Below are 18,024 nucleotides of genomic sequence, written 5' to 3' on the forward strand. Positions count from 1 at the left end.
ACGCCGAGCAGGCTCAGAAAGTGTGGACAACGGACATAGTGGTGCGTGACGCGTCACACCTAGCGTGGGCATCCCCCGGAGAGAAAGGGCACCGCCATGCCCCGTTTCCTGCGTCTCGTCCTGCCCGCGATCGCCGCGGTCGCCGCCGCGATCGGGCTGACCGCCGTGTCCACCCCCGCCTACGCCGCGACGCTGACCGCCGTGTCCGGCTTCGGCTCCAACCCCGGCAACCTCACCATGTACAGCTACCGCCCCGACGGGCTGCCGGCGAACGCGCCGCTGGTCGTCGCCATGCACGGCTGCACCCAGAACGCGACCGACTACTTCACCAACGCGGGCTGGCGCAAGTACGCCGACCTGTGGCGTTTCGCCCTGGTACTGCCGGAGCAGAAGTCCGCCAACAACAGCTCCAGCTGCTTCAACTGGTTCGAGACCGGCGACACCGCCCGCGGCGGCGGCGAGGCCCTCTCCGTGAAGCAGATGGTCGACTACGCCGCCACCAACTACCAGGTCGACCGGGGTCGCGTGTACGTGACGGGCCTGTCCGCCGGCGCCGCCATGACCGCGGTGATGCTCGCCACGTACCCCGACGTGTTCGCCGGCGGCGCGATCATGGCGGGCCTGCCGTACCGCTGCGCGACCTCGACGACCAGCGCCTTCAGCTGCATGAACCCCGGCGTCGACAAGACCCCGGCCGCGTGGGGCGACCTGGTCCGCGCCGCGTACAGCGGCTACACCGGCACCCGCCCGCGCGTGTCGATCTGGCACGGCACGTCCGACACGACGGTCGCCCCGGCCAACGCGACCGAGCTGCGCGACCAGTGGACCAACGTGCTCGGCGTGTCCCAGACGCCGACCTCCACGTCGTCGCTGCCCGGCGGCACGTCCCTGGCGAACTACGCCGACAAGGTCAAGGTGTACCTGGTCTCCGGCATGACCCACGCCACCCCCGTCGACCCGGGCAGCGCCACCGAGCAGTGCGGCACCGCCGGCACGTACTACAAGGACACCATCTGCTCGTCGTACTACCAGGCCCGCGACTGGGGCCTCGACGGCGGCGGCACCACCCCCACCGCGACCGCCTCGCCGACCGCCTCGCCGACGCCGTCGTCCACCCCGTCGTCGACGCCGTCCGCCGGCCCGTGCGTGCGGGCGTCGAACTACGCGCACGTCACCGCCGGGCGGGCGCACCAGAGCGGCGGGTACACCTACGCGAACGGCTCCAACCAGGCGATGGGCCTCTACAACGTGTTCATCACCCACGGCCTGCGGCAGACCGGCCCGAACTACTACGTGCTGGCCGACACCGCCTGCTGAAGCGCCGCCTCGACGGTCCGGTGCGCGAACGGGAAACCCTCGCGCACCAGGACCCCGGGCAGGACCCGCTGGCTGGCCAGGGCCTCGCCGCCGAACTCGCCGACGGCGGCCTTCACCGCGAACCCCGGCACCGGCAGCAGGTTCGGCCGGTGCATGACCTTCGCGAGGGCCGCGGAGAACTCGGCGTTGGTGACCGGTTCGGGACCGGTGAGGTTCACGGGACCCGCGAGGTCCCGGTCGAGGGTGAACAGGACCGCGTCGAGCCAGTCCGGCAGCGACATCCACGGCAGGTACTGCCGGCCGCTGCCCATCCTGCCCCCGGCGAACAGCTTGAACTGCAGGTACAGCGGCTGCAGCAGCCCACCGTCCTTCGCCAGCGGCAGCCCGGTGCGCAGCAGCGCCACCCGCGCGCCGGCGTCCTCCGCGGGCCTGGTCGCGGCCTCCCACACCTGGCACAGGTCGGCGAGGAACCCCTCACCGGCGGGGGACAGCTCGTCGACGGGCCGGTCACCGGTGTCGCCGTAGAACCCGACGGCGGAGGAGTTGAGCAGCACCCGCGGCCCGTCCGGGCCGGCGGCGGCGATCGCCTTCGCCAGCGTCTGGGTCGTGTCGACCCGGCTGCTGCGCAGCGTCTCCTTGTACTGCGCGGTCCACCGCCGGTCACCCACACCGGCACCCGCCAGGTTGATCACGGCGTCCTTGCCCGCCAGGGCGGAGGCGTCCAGCAGCCCCGCCGCCGGGTCCCACCGCAACTCACCCGGGTTGCGCGCGGGCCGGCGCACGAGCTGGGTGACCTGGTGACCGGCGGCCCGCAGGTGCGGCACGAGCCGCCCGCCGAGGAACCCCGACGCGCCCGCGATGACGATCTGCATGCGGTCATCTTGCCCAGTCACCGGGCTTCAACCACAAATCGACGCAACGCGACAGGGGCGCCCGGAGGCGCCCCTGTCCCGTGGTCCGCGTGTTACAGGCCGAGGTCGGCCTCGAAGTTGCCGCCCTCGAGCCGCTCCTTCACGGTGGTGAGGAAGCGGGCGGCGTCGGCGCCGTCCACGATGCGGTGGTCGTACGACAGCGCCAGGTACACCATCGACCGCGGGGCGATGATCTCGCCGAGCTCCGGGTCGGTGATGACGACGGCCCGCTTCACGACCGCGCCGGTGCCGAGGATCGCCACCTGCGGCTGGTTGATGATCGGCGTGTCGAACAGCGCGCCGCGGCTGCCGGTGTTGGTCAGCGTGAACGTGCCGCCGGCGATGTCGTCCGGGTTGAGCTTGTTGGACCGGGTGCGCTCCGCCACGTCCGCGATCCGCTTGGCCAGGCCGCCGAGGTTCAGGTCGCCCGCGTTGCGGATGACCGGGACGATGAGCCCCTTCTCGGAGTCCACGGCCATGCCCAGGTGCTCGGCGTCGTGGTAGGTGACGGTGCCCGCCTCCAGGTCGATCGAGGAGTTCACCGACGGGTGCACCCGCAGCGCCTCGACCGCCGCGAGGGCGAAGAACGGCAGGAACGACAGCTTCACGCCGTGCGTGTCCAGGAACTGCTGCTTCGCCTTCGCCCGCAGCTTCGCCACCTTGGTGACGTCGACCTCGACGACCGTGGTCAGCTGCGCCGACACCTGCAGCGACTCGACCATGCGGCGGGCGATCAGGGCCCGCATCCGGGTCAGCTTCTGCGTCTGGCCGCGCAGCGGGCTCGGCGTCGCCTTCGCCGCCGGGGCGGCCGGCTGGGCCTGCGCGGCCGGGGCCGCGGCGGGAGCGGGTGCCACGGCGGCCTGCTTGGCCTTCGCGGCGGCGTCCAGGACGTCCTGCTTGCGGATGCGTCCGCCGACGCCGGTGCCCGACAGCGCCGACAGGTTGACGCCGTGCTCGGCGGCGAGCTTGCGCACCAGCGGCGTCACGTAGCCGGCCTCGTCGCCCTCGACCTTGCCGTTGGCGCCGACCGAGGTGGACGGGCCCGCGGCGACGGGCGCGGCGACGGCCGGGGCGGCCTGCGCCGGCTGCGCGGGTGCCGGCGCGGCCGCCTGCGCGGGCGCCGCGGCCTGCTTCGGCTCGGGCTTCGGCTCGGGCTTCGCCTCCGCCTTCGGCTGCGCCGGCGGTGCGGGCCGCTCGACCTGCTGCGCGGGCTGGGCCTGCTGCTCCGGCTGCGCCTCGTCGGCCGGCGCGTGCTGCGCCGGCTGCCCGCCGCCCGCGGTGGCGCCGGCGGCGCCGATCACGGCCAGCTCGGCGCCGACCTCGACGGTCTCGTCCTCGGCGACCTTGATCTCCAGCAGCGTGCCGGCGACCGGCGACGGGATCTCCGTGTCGACCTTGTCGGTGGAGACCTCCAGCAGCGGCTCGTCGGCCTCGACGGCGTCGCCGACCTGCTTGAGCCAGCGGGTGACGGTGCCCTCGGTCACCGACTCGCCCAGCGCCGGCATCTTCAGCGACGTGGTGTCGCCCGACGCGGCGGGCGTCGCGGCGGGCGCTTCGCTCTCCGCGGGCTTCGCGCTTGCGGCGGGCTCGGTGCTTTCCGCGGGCGCCTCTTGCGCGGCGGGCTCCTCGGCGGCGGGCTCCTCGGCGGCCGGCGCTTCCTGCGCGGCAGGGGCTTCACCGGCGTCGCCGGCGTCGCCGATGACGGCCAGCTCGGCGCCGACCTCGGCCGTCTCGTCCTCCTGCACCACGATGCGCGTGAGCACCCCGGCCGCCGGTGACGGGATCTCCGTGTCGACCTTGTCGGTGGAGACCTCGAGCAACGGCTCGTCGGCCTCGACCTGGTCGCCCTCCTGCTTCAACCAGCGGGTGACGGTGCCCTCAGTGACGCTCTCGCCCAACCGGGGCATGGTGACCGATACCGGCATATGAACAGTCTCCTCGAACAGTGCTTGTGGCGGTCGGGTCCCTGATGATCAGTGGACGTGCAACGGCTTGCCGGCGAGCGCCAGGAACGCCTCACCGATCGCCTCGTTCTGCGTGGGGTGCATGTGCACCAGCGGGGCGACGTCGCTCGGGAACGCCTCCCAGTTGTAGATCAACTGTCCCTCGCCGATCAGCTCGCTCACCCGGGCGCCCACCATGTGGACCCCGACGACCGGGCCGTCCTTGACCCGCACCAGCTTCACGAAACCGGCGGTCTTCAGGATCTGGCTCTTGCCGTTGCCGGACAGGTCGTACTGCACCGTCTCGATGTTGTCGCCGTGCAGCTCACGGGCCTTCGACTCGTTGAGCCCGACGGACGCGACCTCGGGCTCGGAGTACGTCACGCGCGGGATACCCGCCTCGTCGATCACCTGCGGGTGCTGGCCGGCGATCTCCTCGGCGACGAAGATGCCCTGCTGGAAGCCGCGGTGCGCGAGCTGCACGCCCGGCACGATGTCGCCGACCGCATACACCCCGGGGACGCTGGTGCGCAGCCGCTCGTCGGTGATGACGAACCCGCGCTCCATCGTGATGCCCTGCTCCTCGTAGCCGAGGTTGGCGGTCGTCGGACCGCGGCCGACGGCGACGAGCAGCAGCTCCGCCTCGATCGTGTCGCCGCCCTGGATCTTCACCCGGACGCCGGCGTCGGTGCGCTCGACGCTCTCGAACGGCTTACCGACCTTGAACTTGATGCCACGCTTGCGGAACGCCCGCTCCAGCGCCTTCGAGCTCGCCTCGTCCTCGACCGCGATGAGCCGCGGGAGGGCCTCGACGATCGTCACGTCGACGCCGAACGACTTCCACGCGCTGGCGAACTCGCAGCCGATGACGCCGCCGCCCAGGATCACCGCGGACGCGGGCACGTGGTCCAGCGCCAGCGCGTGCTCGCTGGTCATGACCCGCTCGCCGTCGATCTCCAGGCCCGGGAGCGTCTTGGAGTACGAACCGGTCGCCAGGACCACGTTCTTGCCCTGGTAGCGGGTGCCGGCCACCTCGACCGCGTCCGGCGCGACGAGACGCCCCTCGCCCTCGATCAGCGTCACCTTGCGGGCCTTCGCGAGCCCCTGCAGCCCCTTGTACAGCTTGCTGATGACGCCGTCCTTGTAGGCGTTGACCGCCTTCATGTCGACGCCGTTGAACGACGCCAGGACGCCGAACTGCTCCGCCTCCCGGGTCGCGTCGGCGACCTCACCGGCGTGCAGCAGTGCCTTCGTGGGGATGCAGCCGCGGTGCAGGCAGGTGCCGCCCAGCTTGTCCTTCTCGACCAGGCCGACGGACAGGCCCAGCTGCGCCGCGCGGAACGCCGCCGCGTAGCCGCCGCTGCCGCCGCCCAGGATCAGGACGTCGAAGGAGTTGGCGTGTGGGTCGCTCACGAATTCTCCCAGGTGATGCACGGACCGGTGGGTCCGTGATGGCATGACGATCCTTGGCCATCTTGTCACCACCGCTGTCCGCCTGCGACGGTAGGTGCCCCGACGTCGTACGCCGGGTGCCCGCTCGCGGGGGATCCACACGGGGAGGGATACGGATCGTGGCCTGGTTCCGCCGCCGCAAGCCCGCCGCAGGTGGGCGCACCGCGAACCGCGAGGATCTGCGGCACCTGGAGGAGTTCGTCCGGTCCCGGCGGGGCGTCGAGGGGTTCATCGAACCCCGCACCACAGTGACGGAGACGACACTGTTGCTGATCGCACACGACGGCGAATGGACCCGCCGCCGGGTGGACGACCCTCAGGCGGCGCGCCAGTTCGCGCACCGGATGAGCATGCCGATCTACGACGTGGCGCTCGTCGGGTACCCGCAGCGGATGCGCGACTACAACGCCCGCAACAAGCCCGCCGGGGACTGATCCGTCCGGCGGGCTTTGTGTCGCGTTCGTGTTGGCTGCGTCAGTCCTCGGCCGCGATCTCCTCGACCAGGCCGATCAGGGTGCGCACCGGCACACCCGTGCCGCCCTTCGACCAGTACCCGAACGCCTCACCGGAGTGGTAGCTCGGCCCGGCGATGTCGATGTGCGCCCACTGCACGCCCTCGGTCACGAACTCCGACAGGAACACGCCGCCCTGCAGCATGTGCCCCGCCCGGTCCATCCCCGCATTGACCTGCGAGATGTCGGCGACCTCGGAGTCCATGCCCTTGCGCACGTCCTCCGGCAGCGGCATCGGCCACGCCGGCTCACCGGCCCGCTCACCGGCGTCGCGCACCCGCTCGCACAGCTCCGGCGTGCCCATCACACCGGCGATCCGCTTGCCCAGCGCGATCACCTGGCCGCCGGTCAGCGTCGACACCTCGAACAGGTAGTCCGGCTCGTCCTCGCAGGCCCGGGCGATCGCGTCGCCGAGGATCATGCGGCCCTCGGCGTCGGTGTTGAGCACCTCGACCTTGTGACCGTTGTACATCGTCACCACGTCGCCCGGCCGGTACGCGCTGCCCGACGCCATGTTCTCCGCCATCGGCGCGTACGCCACGACCGCGACCTTCGGCTTCAGCGCCGCCACCGCGAGCATCGTCGACACGACGGCCGCCGCGCCGGCCATGTCCGACTTCATCTCCCACATGCCCTGCGCCGGCTTGATCGACACGCCGCCGGTGTCGAACGTGATGCCCTTGCCGACCAGGGCGATCCGCCGGGTGGCGCCGGCCGGCTCGTACGCGATGCGCACCATCCGCGGCGCCGCCGCCGAGCCGAGCCCGACCGCGAGGATGCCGCCGTACCCCTGCTTCGCCAGCGCCTTCTCGTCGAGCACCGTCACGTCCAGCTGGGCGGCCTGCGCCACCTCCGCGGCCTGCGCGGCGAACTGCGGCGGCCGCAGCTCGTTGGGGGCGGTGTTGACCCAGTCGCGGGTGCGGACCACCGCCGCGGTCACCGTGCCCGCCCGCTTCACCGCCGCCTTGGCCAGGCGCGACCCGGCGTCCGGCACGTGCAGCGCCACCTTGCGCACCGGGTCCGGCCGCGTCGCCGACGCCTTCGTTTTGTACCCGGCGAACCGGTACGCACCCAGCACGGCACCCTCGGCGACCGCGCGCACCCCGGCGGTCAGCTCCTCGTCGGTCGGTGTGTCGCGGTCCGACAGCGGCAGCACCAGCGCCACGGACGCCGACCCGGCCAGGGCGCGCGTCGCCGCGCCGGCGGCCCGGCGCAGCGTCTCCGCCGCCGGCGCGGCACCCGCCGGCTCCGGGCCCAGCCCGACCGCCACGACCAGCGGCGCGGCCACCGCACCGAACGCGGCGACCTTCGTCACCTCACCCGGCGCGCCGGTCGCGCCCAGCACCCGCAGCGTCTCGGCCAGCCCGCCGCCCGGACGGTCGCTGAACGCCGCCGCGACGCTCTGCGCACCGGAGGCCAGCAGCAGCTTGGTGTCGGCACCGTCCCGTGCGTAGACACCGACGACAACGGCGTCGACGGCGAGCTCGGCGGGGTCGGTGTCGACCAGGTTCAGGGCGGTCACTCGGGCTCCACATCACTGGTGTTCTGCGTCAGCGTTCGCTGCGGCGGTACCGCACCTTCAGCATGCCGCCGATTCGGGTGCTGGACACGATAACCAACGCGATAGGTTGCGGGCATGACGCAACCCTTGCGGCACCCCGCGTTGTATCACCGTCATGCGGCGCTGGGTGCCAAGTTCGCGGCGTTCGGTGGCTGGGACATGCCGCTGGAATACGCCGGAGGCGGCGTGCTCAAGGAGCATGCGGCGGTCCGCGAGGACGCCGGTGCGTTCGACGTGTCGCACCTGGGCAAGGCCCGGGTGCGCGGCCGCGGCGCGGCCGACTTCGTCAACCGCTGCCTCAGCAACGACCTCAATCGTATCGCCGCGGGCCAGGCGCAGTACACCTTGTGCCTGGACGACAACGGTGGCGTGGTGGACGACCTCATCGCGTACCGCTTCGGCGACGACGACGTGTTCCTGATCCCCAACGCGGCGAACACCGCGGAGGTGGTGCGCCGGCTCGTCGCGGCCGCGCCGACCGGGATCAGCGTGGTCGACCAGCACGAGCTCTTCGCCGTGCTCGCCGTCCAGGGTCCCCGCTCCCGGGAGATCCTCACCGGCATCGGCCTGCCCACCGACCACGACTACATGAGCTTCACCGTCTCGTCGTTCCAGGCCAGCGACGTCGTCGTGTGCCGCACCGGGTACACCGGCGAACACGGCTACGAGCTGGTCGTGCCCTCCCACGACGCGCACGCCCTCTGGGACGCCATCATCGCCGCCGGCGCCCGCCCGTGCGGCCTGGCCGCCCGCGACACGCTGCGCACCGAGATGGGGTACCCGCTGCACGGCCAGGACCTCTCCCTGGACATCACCCCCGTCCAGGCCCGCTCCGGCTGGGCCGTCGGCTGGGGCAAGGAGCAGTTCTGGGGCCGCGACGCCCTGCTGGCCGAGAAGGCCGCCGGCCCGCGCCGCCTCCTGTGGGGCATCGAGGCGTTGGACCGCGGCATCCCGCGCGCCCACATGACGGTCCTGCCGGCCGACGGCGACACCGCGATCGGCGAGGTGACCAGCGGGACGTTCTCACCGACGCGGAAGGTGGGGATCGGGCTCGCCCTGATCGACACGGTGTCCGGGGTGAAGGAGGGCGACGAGATCGCGCTCGACGTGCGGGGACGCCGGTCGAAGGTCCGCGTGGTGAAGCCCCCGTTCGTGAAGTCGAACGTGCGCTGAGCCTCGCCGGGCCGGTCACGTCGGCTTTTGGGGAGGAGCGCCGGTGGTGCTCCTCCCCGCGGTGCCGGTAGGTTACGGAGAGCGACCACTCCGAAGATCAATTTCCATGGGTGGAGTACCGTGACGTTGAGCGGTCGGCCGGCACGCCTCCGGGGGTGGCGCGGTTGGCATGCGGGGGATGAGACCTCTGAGCGCCTGAGGCGGATGTCGTTGGACGCGTTTCGCTGACTGGGTCCGGCGGGTCGCTGGTTCGGCGGGTCGCTGACTCGGCGGAGTGGCTGGTTCGGCGGGTCGCTGACTCGGCGGAGTGGCTGGTTCGGCGGGTCGCTGACTCGGCGGGTTGCTGGCCGGCGCTGGTCGCCGCGGTGCGGCTCAGTCGTCGATCTTGCTCCTCGGCCCCGGTGAAGCGTGGACGCCTCAGCCGTGGACCTGTCGGACGCGATCGCGCGGGCGTGGTCCTGGCCGGACGTGGTCCTGGCCGGGCGTGACCGTCGCCTGGAGTGGTGATCGTGGCCGGGCCACTCGTGCGGCGTGGCGGTTGCCGGTGGGACCCGTGGCTGCCGCGTGACGGTCGTCGGGTCTGACGGAGTCGGGTGTGCTCCTGGCTGATGAGTGAGCGTTATCGGCCGGGATCTTCGCCGGCCGGGGGCTTCGCCGGCCGGGATCTTCGCCGGCCGTGGGCTTCGCCGGCCGGGGGCTTCGCCGGCCGGGGGCTTCGCCGGCCGGGGTCGTCGGGCCGGGCGCTCATCCGCCGTGGCGCACCTCAGGTCGTGATCTCGTCAGGTCGTGAGCCCGGTCAGGCGGTGGTCCTGGTCAGGCCGTGGTCCTCGTCAGGCAGGGTCCTCGTCAGGCAGGGTCCTCGTCAGGCAGGGTCCTCGTCAGGTCGCGGTCCTCGCCAGGTCGCGGTCCTCGCCAGGCGGGGTTCTCGCCAGGCGGGGCGCTCGCCAGGGGCGTCGCCCCGGTCACGGCGTCGTCGACAGCACCAGCCAGGCCGTCATCGTCGCCAGTTCGACGCAGGCGCCGATCACGTCCCCCGTGACGCCGCCCAGGCGGCGCCGGGCGTGGAGGGTCAGCGCCCACGCCACGCCCGCGGCCAGCAGCACCGCGAGCGGGCCGCGCACCGGGCCGGCCAGTGCCGCGCCCGCCGCCGCGACCAGCAGTGTGATAAGCATCACTATCGGCCGGGGGAGGGTCTCAGCGACGAGAGCGCCGAGGCCGTCCGGGCGGGCGGCGGGCAGGCCCGAGCGGCAGGCGATCGTCGCGCCCAGGCGGCCGGCCGCGGCGCCGGCGGCGACCAGGGCCAGGGCCGTCGGCCACGGGTGGGAGTACACGCTGGTCAGCGCGCTCGCGTCGAGCAGCAGGACCGCCGCGATCGCCACCACGCCGAAAGGGCCGATGTCCGACTTTTTCATGATTTCCAGGGCCTTCTCGGAGCCCTGGTACGAGCCGAGCCCGTCCGCGGTGTCGGCGAGCCCGTCCAGGTGCAGCGCCCGGGTGCACAGGGCCGACAGTGCCACCGTCGCCGCGGCGGCCACCAGCGCGGACGCCCCCGCGGCGCGCAGGCCGAGGGCCGCGGCCGCCAGTACCGCTCCCAGGAGGAGACCCACCAGGGGGGCGACGGCCATCGCCGTGCGGGCCGTCCCCCGGTCGACCCGCGACACGCCCAGCGGGGCGACCGTGAAGAGGGTCAGGGCGAGCCTCAGGCCTCCCACGACGGTTTCACGTAGGGCATCTCGGCGGTGGGGGAGTCGGCGACGACCCGCTGGATCTCCGCCTCGATGCGCTCCTGCTCGGACAGGCCGTCGGCGGGTTCGGTGACCGGCTCGCGGGGCGGGGTCGCCGCGGCCAGGGTCAGCGCCGTGTTGATCAGCGGCAGCGTGACCAGGGACGTGCCGCCTTCGCCGAGGGCGAGCTTGAGCTGCAGGAACGGGGTCACGCCGAGCACGTCGGCGGCCAGCTTCACGGTGGGGTTCTCGCCGTGGTCGGCCATGAGCAGCCAGTGCCGGGTCTGCGCGCCGTAGTCACGGGCGACCAGACCGGCGGCGATGCCGACCGGGCCGTCGACCATGACGGGCAGCCGCCGGGACGCGGCGCCGAGCAGGATGCCGGTGGCGACCGCGATGTCGCCGCCGCCGAGCATCGACAGCACGGTGTGCGGCTCGCGGCTGCGGGCGCGGATGCGGTGCCGGGCGTCGCGGATCGCGCCGACCTTGCGGATCCAGGCGGCGTCGTCGACGAACCCGGACGCGTCGACGACCCGGCCGAGCAGCGCGGCCGGTTCGCCGCCGGTGAGGACCGCCACGATGGCCGCGGCCGCCGCGTCGGAGCCGGCTCCGCAGGCGGCCAGGACGAGCAGGTCGACGCCCTCGTTGGCGGCGGCGTCGGCGAGCCGCCAGCCGAGGGTCAGCGCCGCGTCGACGCTGCCGTCGTCGAGGGAGTCGTGCAGCTCCGCCGGGCCCGCCTCGGGGCAGTCGATCGCCTGCACGCTGGCGCCGGCGGTCGCGGCCAGCAGCGCCAGGGTGCCGGTGCCCTCTACGACGTCCTGGAGGCGCTGGTCGGCGGCGGCGGCGGAGTCGCCGGCGGCGAACGCGCCGGTCCGGTCGCCGCGCAGGACCAGGACCCGCGGCTGCTGCCACGGGCGCGGGTCGGGCCGGCCCTGAGTGCCGCCGGCGAAGCGCACGACGGGGACCAGGCCGCCGAGGCCGGCGCCGTTGAGCTTGAGCGTGAGCAGCCGGTCCGCGGCCTCGGCCGCGGTCGACTCGTCGGGCAGCGGCAGCTCCATGCCCGGCTGGAACGACAGGGTCTCCCCGCCGTCGGCCGTGGACAGCACCGCCCCGGCGACCGCGCCGGAGAACTCGAACGGGGTCGTGTCGGCAGGGCGGGCGCCGGCGTCAAAAGCGGCGAACCGGCCGCCGGCGTGCCCGACCGCCTCGCCGCCGCGCAGCCAGGTGACCTCGCCGGCGACGACCATCGCGACCCCGTCGCTGGCGGCCGCGACCCGCTGGTTGAGCGTGCCGTTGGCGTCGGCGAACGTCCGCCCCGCCTGCGTGACCGGCATGACCGCGAACCCGACCTCGGGCGCGACCATCACCAGCAGCGCGGCCGGGCAGCCGCGGACCGCGTCGGCGAGCGCGGCGATGCGGTCGTCGAGGGCGTGCGGGTCGGACCAGTCGCCGGTGCTGTCGAACAGCGCGGTGAGCCACCCGCCGAGGTCGTCGACGAGCAGGACGTCCTCGGGCTTCGCCGCGTGCAGCAGGTCGGCGAGGCGCTCCGGGTCGGTGCCGATCTCCTCGGTGCTCCACCCGGCGGGCCGCCGCTCACGGTGTCTGGCCAGCCGCGCCGACCAGGCCTCGTCGGACAGGCCGCCCGGCAGCTCGGGCGCGGTCGCGACGTAACGCACCCGCTCCGCGTCCGCGACGAGCGACTCCGCCACTTCCGACTTCCCGGACCGGATTCCACCGAGCACCAGCAACCGCATGCCCCGTACTTTATGGCCCGGGGTTCACTTTCCGGTGGCCGGCATCGGCACTCGGCCGTCAGCCCGATACGCTCGAAACTACCTACCTGGGACGGGAGCGTGACTGATGGCGTGGACATGGCAGTTCGAAGACGCTGAGAGCCGGGCGGTCGACGGCCCGAACGAGGCGTTTTCCAGCCAGTCCGACGCGGAGTCCTGGCTCGGCCAGAGCTGGCGTGAGCTGGTCGCCAAGGGCGCGACGACGGCGATCCTGACCGAGGACGATCGCACGGAGTACAAGATGAGCCTGCTGCCGGCGGGAGGCTGAGGCGCATGTCGTACGGCCGCGTCTCGGCGCTGCCCCGCGAGGCGTTCCGGCCCAGTGCGCTGTTCCTCGGCATCGTCGCGCTGTTCGCGGTCGCCGGTTGGATGACCTGGACCGGCTTCGGCAACGTGCAGATCGACGTGTTCCTCTTCGTCGCCGCCGGCTGGACGATCTCGCTGTGCCTGCACGAGTACGCGCACGCCCTCGTCGCGTACCGGGGCGGCGACCACGACGTGGCGCACCGCGGCTACCTGACGCTCGACCCGACGAAGTACACGCACCCGCTGCTGTCCTTCGTGCTGCCGGTGGTGTTCCTGCTGCTCGGCGGCATCGGCCTGCCGGGCGGGGCGGTGTGGGTCAACCACTCGGTGATCCGCAGCCGGGTCGTGGACAGCCTGATCAGCTTCGCCGGGCCGGCCACCAACCTGCTGTTCGCGGTGGTGCTGATCGTGCCGTTCAGCCTCGGTCTGGACGCCGGCGGCGACCCCGCGTTCTGGGCGGCGCTGGCGTTCCTGGCGTTCCTGCAGCTGACCGCGAGCATCCTCAACTTCGTGCCGATGCCGGGCGTCGACGGCGGCAACCTGCTGTTCCCGTGGCTCAGCCCGCAGTGGCAGCGCGGCTTCAACCACGTCGCGCCGTACGGGATGCTGCTGCTCATCGCGCTGCTGTGGTCGCCGGTGATCGGCGGCTGGTTCTTCGAGGTCGTCTACGCCCTCGGCGACGCGCTCGGCCTGCCGTCCTACCTGGCCTCCGACGGCTACCAGCTGTTCAAGTTCTGGTCATGACGCACGGAACAGGGGGCCGCGGACACGCGGCCCCCTGTTCCACCGGTCACGGACGCTGCGCGGGGCTCTGCGTGCGGTTCGGGTCGCGCTCCACGACCGGCTCCAGCACCTCGTCGATCCGCTTCAGCAGCTCCGCGTCGAGCTTCACGCCGGCCGCCTTCACGTTGTCCTGCAGCTGCTCGGGGCGGGTCGCGCCGACGATCGCCGAGGACACGTTCGGGTTCTGCAGCACCCACGCGATGCCCAGCTGGGCCATGCTCAGCCCGGCCTGCTCCGCGAGCGGCTTGAGCTGCTGCACCGCGGTCAGGACCTCGTCGCGCAGCAGCACCGAGATGAAGCTGGCGCCGGACTTCTCATCGGTGGCCCGGGACCCCTCCGGCGGCGGCTGGCCCGGCAGGTACTTGCCGGTGAGCACGCCCTGGGCGAGCGGCGACCACACGATCTGCCCGATCCCGAGCTCCTGCGACGCCGGGACGACCTCGGCCTCGATGACCCGGTACAGCGCCGAGTACTGCGGCTGGTTGGACACCAGCTGGATCTTGAGGTCCTTCGCGAGGGCGGCCGCCTCGCGGATCTCGTCGGCCCGCCACTCCGACACGCCGATGTAGTGGGCCTTGCCGCTGTGCACGACGTCGGCGAACGCCTGCATGGTCTCTTCGAGCGGGGTGGCGTAGTCGTAGCGGTGCGCCTGGTACAGGTCGACGTAGTCGGTCTGCAGCCGGCGCAGCGAGCCGTTGATCGACTCGAGGATGTGCTTGCGGGACAGGCCCCGGTCGTTGCGGCCCGGCCCGGTCGGCCAGTAGACCTTGGTGAAGATCTCCAGGCCCTCGCGGCGCTGCCCCTTCAGGGCGTCGCCGAGCACCGCCTCCGCCCGGGTGCCGGCGTAGACGTCGGCGGTGTCGAAGGTGGTGATGCCGAGGTCGAGGGCGGCGTGGACGCAAGCGGTGGCCTGGTCCGCCTCGACCTGTGAGCCATGGGTGATCCAGTTGCCGTACGAGATCTCGCTGACGAGCATCCCGGACCGGCCGAGGTGACGAAACTCCATACCCTCTTGCTTACAGGACCGGGCGCCCCGGTGTGCAACTACATGACCGGCCGGGTGTCCGCGAGCAGCCGGTCGATCTCGTCCGTCACGCCCGTCCGGCTCGGGAACGTCGCCTCGATCACGGTCCGGCCGCGCCGGTCGAGCGCCCCCCACCGCTGCGCGTCGTCCGCGAACAGGAACGCGACCGGGTGGATCATCAGCGTGTGGTGCACCGGCGGGACCAGGACCCGGCCCGAGCGGTCCACGACACCCTTCCGCCCGTCCAGGGACACCACGGCGAGACCTTCGTCACTGAAGCCGTCGATGTACCGGCCGTCGAGCAGCGCGGTGGCGAAGCCGTCGTACTGGAACGACACCACGACCCGGCCGACGCTGTCGACGGCGCCCCAGTGCTCGCCGCGCCGGACCGCCGCGACGCCCCGGCGGAACGGGCGCACGTCGTCGAACCCGGTCGAGATGAGCACCGCGTTGGTCTTGTCGATCGCGATCCACCGGTTCGTGCCGTCCTGGGACACCCAGGCGACACCGTCGGAGAAGCTGCCGACGCCCAGGTACCCGGCGGCCGGCTCGATGAGCAGCTTGCCGGTGTCGTCGATCAGCTCCCACGTCTCGGAGCCCTGCCGCTGCACCCACGCGACCCCGTCGCGGAACGGCTGCACGTCCACGTAGCCGGGGCCGATGCAGAAGTTGCCGTCGGGTTCGATGTACCCCCAGCGCTGGGTCTGCTCGTCGAACGCCGGCGCCGGCGGCTTGCGGATCTGCAGGATCTCCTCGCGGCTGCGCGGGTAGGGACCCCAGCCCTTCTCCGCGACCCGCCGGAACACCGCGTCCAAGGCCAGCTCGGTCTGCGCGATGAGCTCCGGGTCCTCCTCCTTGCGCAGGTCGAGGGCCCGTTCGAAGTGGTTGCACGCCTCCATGTAGCGGCCCTGGTCGTACGCGCACTTGCCGGCGTGCTGGTGCATGGTGGCGCGCAGCCGGTCCGGCAGCTCGCTGCTGTTGGCGAGCGTGAACAGCCGGTCGGCCTCCTCGAACTCCTCCCGCCACTGCAGCACGTGCGCGAGCCGGGCCTGCGCGATCGCGATGCGGCGCAGCTCACCGGTCGCCTCGGCGTGCGCGAGGGCGAGCTTGCCGTCGGCGAACGCCTTCGGCAGGTCACCGAGGATCCGCGACACGACCGCCCGCAGGCTCAGCAGGCGCGCCCTGGTCGGGTTGTCGGCGACGCCGTTGAGCTTGCCGGTCAGCTGGTCCCGGATCTCGGTGAGCTCCTGGACCTCGTCACCCTCGATCTGCTCGCGCAGCGTGTCGGGGTCGAACCGCCACACGTACCCGGCGAGGACCTGCTCCGGGTCGGGACCGGCGGTCTCCTCCGGGGCACTGCGGGCCGCGGGCGCCGGCGACGTCGGCAGCAGCGCGGCCAGCTCCGCCGGGAAGCCTTCCGCGCCGGGCCGCACGATCGGCAGGTAGCCGGTGGCCTGCAGCCCGTCGACGCCGGCACCGGTGAGCGGCGCCGAGCGGTAGGCGTCCATGGCGGTCTGTTGCACAGCGGCTGCCCCCTCCTGTTCCGGCTGCTGCTCCGGTACGGCCACCGCCGCGGCTCCCGTCTCCCCGCCTCCGGCGGGCCCGAACGCGTTGAACGGCACATCCGGCGTCACCAGCGGCGGCGCGCTCAACGGCGCCACCGTCACCACCGGCAGCTCGCCCTCGACCGCCACCGGCTCCGCCGGCACCTGCGGCGCTCCCTGACCGGGCTGCGGCTGGCCGGCCACCGGTGGCTGTTGCGCCGGTACGGGCGGCTGCGCCTGAGCGGGTGCCTGCGCGTGGCTCGGAGGCTGCGCGTGGCTCGGAGGCTGCGCGTGGGCGGGCGGCACCGCTGAAACCGGGGCCGCAGAGACCGGAACCGAGGACACGGGCGCCACCGACACGGGTGCCGACGAGACCGGCGCCGACGACACGGGTGCCGCCGAGACGGGCGCGGCCGACACGGGTGCCGACGAGACCGGCCGGTTGCTCGGGTCGTCCTGCCAGCCGTGGCCGGGCAGGGGTGACTGCGGCGCCGACGAGACGGGCGCCGACGAGACGGGCGCGGACGACACAGGCGCCGACGACACCGGGGCGGAAGACACGGGTGCCGAGGAGACCGGCCGGTCCGCCAGGTCCCGGTCGTCGCGCACCGGCTGCACCGGCGCCCCGTACGTCCGCGGCCCCGGCGCACCCTGCGCGGCCGCGCCGTACGTGCGTCCCTGCGCCGGCGGCGGGCCCTGCTGGGCGGGGGCGCCGTAGACGGTGGAGCGGCCCTGGCCGCCGTACGTCGTGCCGGCCGGCGGAGCGCTCATCGGCGCGTCGGCCGGGGGAGCGCCGTAGACCGTGGCCCGGCCGGCGCTGGGCGCGGCGGCGGCGCCGCGGCGCACCCGGGGGACCTCGTCGGTCGGCTCGTCGAGCGCGGGGTTGCGGGGCCGGCCCTGCTGCGGGCGGCCGTACCCGGCCGGCGGGCCGTCATAGCCGCGCCGGTCGTCGTAACCACCGTCATACCCGCGGCCGCCGTCGTGCCCGCGCCGGTCGTCGTAGCCCCGGCGGTCGTCGTACCCGCCGTCGTGCCCGCGACGCTCGTCGTAACCGCGCCGGTCGTCGTAGCCGCGCGGGTCGTCGTGACGCCGCCGGTCGTCGTAGGGGCCGTCGTAGCCGCGCCGGGGGTCGCCGTCGTGCCCGCGGCGCTCGTCGAAGGCGCCGTCACGCCCGCGCCGGTCGTCGAAGCCGCGGGCGTCGTCATGGCCCCGCCGGTCGTCGTGCCCCCGGCGGTCGTCGTGGCCGCGCCGGTCGTCGTAGCCGCGCGGGTCGTCGTGACGCCGCCGGTCGTCGTAGGGGCCGTCGTAGCCGCGCCGCGGGTCGTGGCCGCCGTCGTGCCCGCGCCGGTCGTCGTAGCCGCGGCGGTCGTCGTGCCCCTGCTGCGGGTGCCGGCCCTGCCCCGGGCGGCCCTGCTGCGGCACCGGCGGATAGCCCTGCTGCGGGTGCGGCGCACCCTGGTAGCCGCCCTGCGGGGGCCGCCCGTGCTGACCCGGCGGGACCGGAGGCGGCGGCTGGTAGCCCTGCGGCGGGCCTTGCGGCGGACCCTGCCTCGGCGGCTGCTGCGGGTGGCCGCCCTGCTGTCCCTGCGCCCACCGCGGCGGCGCACCGTGCGGCCGGCCGCGCTCGTCGACGGGCCCACCGGGCCCGCGACCGTCGCGGGGGTCGCCGCCGAACCGCCGGGGGTCGCCGTGCGGGCGGCGCGGGTCCTCGGCCCACGGCTCGCCGTGGTGGTCGGGGGCGCCGCGGCCCGGCGGGGCCTGCTCGTCACGTCGCTGCTCCGGCACCCTGGACCACGGCATGGTCGGCACGGCCGCCCAGGTGGGCGCGGCGGTTCCCGGCTCTTCCCCCGGGTACTCGTCGCTCACAGCTTCGCTCTCCTCGCCCCACTCCGGCACCAATCATGCACCGGCGCCCGCCACGCGCCTACCCGGTGAAATCGTGGTCCGGTCGCGAAGGGAGGGTACGGCTTGGGAGCCGTCC

13 protein-coding genes are annotated in these 18,024 nt (G+C 73.5%); 5 read left to right on the plus strand and 8 right to left on the minus strand.

From position 1 onward, the window contains the following. Positions 1-96 precede the first annotated feature (96 nt). Complete coding sequence (locus OP18_RS30310; RefSeq protein ID WP_033362488.1) at positions 97-1,317, plus strand: extracellular catalytic domain type 1 short-chain-length polyhydroxyalkanoate depolymerase; 1,221 nt, start codon at positions 97-99, stop codon at positions 1,315-1,317. Here the strand turns inward: OP18_RS30310 and OP18_RS30315 are convergent. From OP18_RS30315 to lpdA, 3 genes are all read right to left on the minus strand, one after another. Further along, positions 1,290-2,189, minus strand: coding sequence for a TIGR01777 family oxidoreductase (locus tag OP18_RS30315; protein WP_033362489.1), 900 nt, complete (start codon positions 2,187-2,189; stop codon positions 1,290-1,292). The genes OP18_RS30310 and OP18_RS30315 overlap by 28 nt on opposite strands. A 92-nt stretch (positions 2,190-2,281) precedes the next feature. After that, on the minus strand, positions 2,282-4,153 hold the full coding sequence (gene sucB, locus OP18_RS30320; protein ID WP_033362490.1) for a 2-oxoglutarate dehydrogenase, E2 component, dihydrolipoamide succinyltransferase: 1,872 nt from the start codon (positions 4,151-4,153) through the stop codon (positions 2,282-2,284). 48 nt (positions 4,154-4,201) lie between these two features. Beyond that, entirely contained in the window at positions 4,202-5,584 is a 1,383-nt protein-coding gene (lpdA, locus tag OP18_RS30325; RefSeq protein ID WP_033362491.1) for a dihydrolipoyl dehydrogenase, read from the minus strand. 158 nt (positions 5,585-5,742) lie between these two features. Between lpdA and OP18_RS30330 the strand changes: the two genes are divergently transcribed. After that, the gene (locus OP18_RS30330; protein ID WP_033362492.1) at positions 5,743-6,057 is read left to right on the plus strand and encodes a hypothetical protein; all 315 of its coding nucleotides are present in this window, start codon (positions 5,743-5,745) and stop codon (positions 6,055-6,057) included. Between the two features lie 40 nt (positions 6,058-6,097). Here OP18_RS30330 and OP18_RS30335 read toward each other — a convergent pair whose 3' ends face one another. Continuing rightward, positions 6,098-7,657, minus strand: a complete 1,560-nt coding sequence (locus tag OP18_RS30335) for a leucyl aminopeptidase (protein WP_033362493.1) — start codon at positions 7,655-7,657, stop codon at positions 6,098-6,100. Between the two features lie 114 nt (positions 7,658-7,771). Between OP18_RS30335 and gcvT the strand changes: the two genes are divergently transcribed. Continuing rightward, positions 7,772-8,869 carry a glycine cleavage system aminomethyltransferase GcvT gene (gene gcvT, locus OP18_RS30340; protein ID WP_033362494.1) on the plus strand — a complete coding sequence of 366 codons (1,098 nt, stop codon included), beginning with the start codon at positions 7,772-7,774 and terminating at the stop codon, positions 8,867-8,869. 962 nt (positions 8,870-9,831) lie between these two features. Here the strand turns inward: gcvT and cobS are convergent. Next, on the minus strand, positions 9,832-10,581 hold the full coding sequence (cobS, locus tag OP18_RS30345) for an adenosylcobinamide-GDP ribazoletransferase (protein ID WP_033362495.1): 750 nt from the start codon (positions 10,579-10,581) through the stop codon (positions 9,832-9,834). Further along, complete coding sequence (locus OP18_RS30350; protein WP_081971249.1) at positions 10,569-12,347, minus strand: bifunctional adenosylcobinamide kinase/adenosylcobinamide-phosphate guanylyltransferase; 1,779 nt, start codon at positions 12,345-12,347, stop codon at positions 10,569-10,571. Before OP18_RS30350 ends, cobS begins: the two co-directional genes overlap by 13 nt. Positions 12,348-12,453: 106 nt before the next feature. On the opposite strand from OP18_RS30350, the gene OP18_RS30355 reads away from it, so the two are divergent. Both OP18_RS30355 and OP18_RS30360 read left to right on the plus strand, forming a co-directional pair. Continuing rightward, on the plus strand, positions 12,454-12,654 hold the full coding sequence (locus OP18_RS30355) for a hypothetical protein (RefSeq protein WP_033362496.1): 201 nt from the start codon (positions 12,454-12,456) through the stop codon (positions 12,652-12,654). Between the two features lie 5 nt (positions 12,655-12,659). Next, a complete protein-coding gene (locus tag OP18_RS30360; RefSeq protein ID WP_033362497.1) occupies positions 12,660-13,436 on the plus strand; it encodes a site-2 protease family protein in 777 nt (258 codons plus the stop codon). Between the two features lie 46 nt (positions 13,437-13,482). Here the strand turns inward: OP18_RS30360 and OP18_RS30365 are convergent, their stop codons facing one another. Both OP18_RS30365 and OP18_RS60985 read right to left on the minus strand, forming a co-directional pair. Next, a complete protein-coding gene (locus tag OP18_RS30365) occupies positions 13,483-14,481 on the minus strand; it encodes an aldo/keto reductase family protein (protein WP_033362498.1) in 999 nt (332 codons plus the stop codon). 38 nt (positions 14,482-14,519) lie between these two features. Then, on the minus strand, positions 14,520-17,909 hold the full coding sequence (locus OP18_RS60985; RefSeq protein ID WP_245635573.1) for a WG repeat-containing protein: 3,390 nt from the start codon (positions 17,907-17,909) through the stop codon (positions 14,520-14,522). Between the last annotated feature and the right edge of the window lie 115 nt (positions 17,910-18,024).

The sequence above is a fragment of the Dactylosporangium aurantiacum genome (assembly GCF_000716715.1).
Classification (GTDB): domain Bacteria; phylum Actinomycetota; class Actinomycetes; order Mycobacteriales; family Micromonosporaceae; genus Dactylosporangium; species Dactylosporangium aurantiacum.

Bases quoted from the DNA above. Each gene is read 5' to 3' on its own strand.
- OP18_RS30310 (WP_033362488.1), top strand. From the start codon at position 97: ATGCCCCGTTTCCTGCGTCTCGTCCTGCCCGCGATCGCCGCGGTCGCC.
- OP18_RS30365 (WP_033362498.1), bottom strand. From the start codon at position 14,481: ATGGAGTTTCGTCACCTCGGCCGGTCCGGGATGCTCGTCAGCGAGATC.
- sucB (WP_033362490.1), bottom strand. From the start codon at position 4,153: ATGCCGGTATCGGTCACCATGCCCCGGTTGGGCGAGAGCGTCACTGAG.
- OP18_RS30315 (WP_033362489.1), bottom strand. From the start codon at position 2,189: ATGCAGATCGTCATCGCGGGCGCGTCGGGGTTCCTCGGCGGGCGGCTC.
- OP18_RS30360 (WP_033362497.1), top strand. From the start codon at position 12,660: ATGTCGTACGGCCGCGTCTCGGCGCTGCCCCGCGAGGCGTTCCGGCCC.
- OP18_RS30355 (WP_033362496.1), top strand. From the start codon at position 12,454: ATGGCGTGGACATGGCAGTTCGAAGACGCTGAGAGCCGGGCGGTCGAC.
- gcvT (WP_033362494.1), top strand. From the start codon at position 7,772: ATGACGCAACCCTTGCGGCACCCCGCGTTGTATCACCGTCATGCGGCG.
- OP18_RS30350 (WP_081971249.1), bottom strand. From the start codon at position 12,347: ATGCGGTTGCTGGTGCTCGGTGGAATCCGGTCCGGGAAGTCGGAAGTG.